Below are 2,648 nucleotides of genomic sequence, written 5' to 3' on the forward strand. Positions count from 1 at the left end.
CCACCAGCGAGTGGCTGGACCGTCTGGCGCCCAAGGCGACGGCGATCATCGCCGCGGGGACCTGTGCGACCTACGGAGGCATCCATGCCATGGCCGGAAACCCCACCGGCGCCATGGGGGTGCCCGACTATCTCGGGTATGACTGGCGCTCCAAAGCCGGGATCCCGATCGTGTGCGGCCCGGGCTGCCCCATCCAGCCGGACAACCTTTCCGAAACCATGACGTACCTGCTGTATCAGGCCACCGGACAGGCCCCCATGATTCCCCTGGATGAGGCGCTCCGGCCGACCTGGCTGTTTGGCCAGACGGTGCACGAGGGATGCGACCGCGCGGGATACTACGAACAGGGCGACTTCGCCACCGAATACGGGTCCCCGAAGTGCATTGTCAAGCTCGGCTGCTGGGGGCCGGTGGTCAAGTGCAACGTGCCCAAACGCGGCTGGATGAACGGAATCGGCGGCTGCCCCAACGTGGGCGGCATCTGCATCGGCTGCACAATGCCGGGCTTCCCGGACAAATTCATGCCGTTCATGGACGAACCTCCCGGCGGCAAGCTGTCGACCGCCTCGATCATGCCGTACGGCAAGACCATCAGGACACTGCGGAACATCACGAAGCACACGCTGGACCAGGAACCCCGCTGGCGCAAACCCGGTAATGATCTGCTGACCGGCGCCAAGCGGACCTGGTAGGGACGCTAGGCAGAGAGGCAATGCAATGACTTCGACGATTCCGATGCCCTCAGCGGACGGTACCGCGGGCGAGAACCTGGTAGAGATGGCCTGGGACCCGATCACAAGGATCGTCGGCAGCCTCGGCATCTACACCAAGGTCGATTTCAAGAACAACCAAGTGGTGGAATGCCACAGCACGTCCTCGATTTTCCGCGGCTATTCCATCTTCATGCGCGGCAAGGACCCCCGGGACGCACACTTCATCACGAGCCGGATCTGCGGAATCTGTGGCGACAACCACGCCACCTGTTCCTGTTACGCGCAGAACATGGCCTACGGCGTGAAGCCGCCCCACCTCGGCGAATGGATCGTCAACCTGGGCGAGGCTGCCGAGTACATGTTTGACCACAACATCTTCCAGGAGAACCTGGTCGGCGTGGACTACTGCGAGAAGATGGTCTCCGAAACCAACCCGTCGGTGCTGGCCAAAGCCGAGAACACGCCGGCCCCGCACGCCGCTGAGCACGGCTACCGCACCATCGCGGACATCATGCGCTCGCTGAACCCGTTTACCGGGGAGTTCTACCGCGAGGCGCTGCAAGTGAGCCGGATGACCCGGGAAATGTTCTGCCTGATGGAGGGCCGGCATGTCCATCCCTCCACGCTTTACCCCGGCGGCGTGGGCACCGTGGCGACGATCCAGCTGATGACGGACTACATCACCCGGCTCATGCGGTACGTGGAGTTCATGAAGAAGGTCGTGCCGATGCACGATGACCTCTTCGACTTCTTCTATGCTGCCCTGCCCGGGTACGAGCAGGTGGGGCTGCGGCGCACCCTGCTGGGCTGCTGGGGGTCCTTCCAGGACCCGGAGTTCTGCAATTTCGCCTACAAGGACATGACGGAGTGGGGCCGGAAGATGTTCGTCACCCCCGGCGTCGTGGTGGACGGCAAACTCGTGACCACGGATCTGGTGCGCATCAACCTGGGGATCCGGATCATGCTGGGCTCGTCCTACTACGAGGACTGGGGCGACCAGGAAATGTTCGTCACCCGCGACCCGCTGGGCAACCCGGTGGACCGCCGGCACCCCTGGAACCAGCACACCAACCCGCGGCCGCAGAAGCGCGACCTCGAGGACAAGTACAGCTGGGTGATGTCACCGCGGTGGAATGACGGCGAAAGCAACCTGGCGCTGGATACCGGCGGCGGCCCGCTGGCCCGGCTCTGGTCGACCGCTCTTGCCGGCTTCGTCGACACCGGCTACCTCAAGTCAACGGGCAGCAGCGTCCAGATCGAGCTGCCCAAGACTGCGCTGAAGGGCCCGGTGACCCTGGAATGGAAGATCCCGCAGTGGAGCAACACGCTGGAGCGGAACCGCGCCCGGACCTATTTCCAGGCCTACGCGGCGGCCGCCGCCCTGCACTTCGCCGAAAAGGCGCTCGAGGAGATCCGGGCCGGCCGCACCAAGACGTGGGAGTCCTTCGAGGTGCCGGAGGAAGCCATCAGCTGCGGCTTCACCGAAGCCGTCCGCGGCGTGCTCTCACACCACATGGTGATCCGCGACGGCAAGATCGCCAACTACCATCCCTATCCGCCGACGCCGTGGAACGCCAGCCCGCGCGACTCCGAGGGAACACCGGGCCCGTATGAGGACGCGGTGCAGGGCCAGCCCATCTTCGAGGAGAACGACCGCGACCATTTCAAGGGCATCGACATCATGCGCACCGTCCGCAGCTTCGACCCCTGCCTGCCGTGCGGCGTCCACATGTATCTCGGCGACGGGCAGACGCTGGACTTGCTGCACTCCCCCACGCAGTCGCTCACCGGTGAGTAGCCCGCCATGGACCGGGAGAATCTGTTGGGCTCGGCAGGTGAACGGATCAGTTCGCTCCTGGACGCGCTGGGCTCCGGCGGTCCGGTGGCCCGGGACCGGGCGGAAGAACTGGTCCGGCAGGTGACGGAACTGTACGG

2 protein-coding genes are annotated in these 2,648 nt (G+C 64.8%); both read left to right on the forward strand.

Going from position 1 to position 2,648, the window contains the following annotated elements:
• A partial coding sequence (locus LQV45_RS24940) for a hydrogenase expression protein HypE (protein ID WP_230009307.1) occupies nt 1-692 on the forward strand: 692 nt, incomplete at its 5' end.
• Between the two features lie 25 nt (nt 693-717).
• Entirely contained in the window at nt 718-2,511 is a 1,794-nt protein-coding gene (locus LQV45_RS24945) for a nickel-dependent hydrogenase large subunit (protein WP_018772303.1), read from the forward strand.
• The last annotated feature ends 137 nt before the right edge of the window (nt 2,512-2,648 follow it).

This window comes from Microbacterium sp. Bi128 (assembly GCF_918698205.1).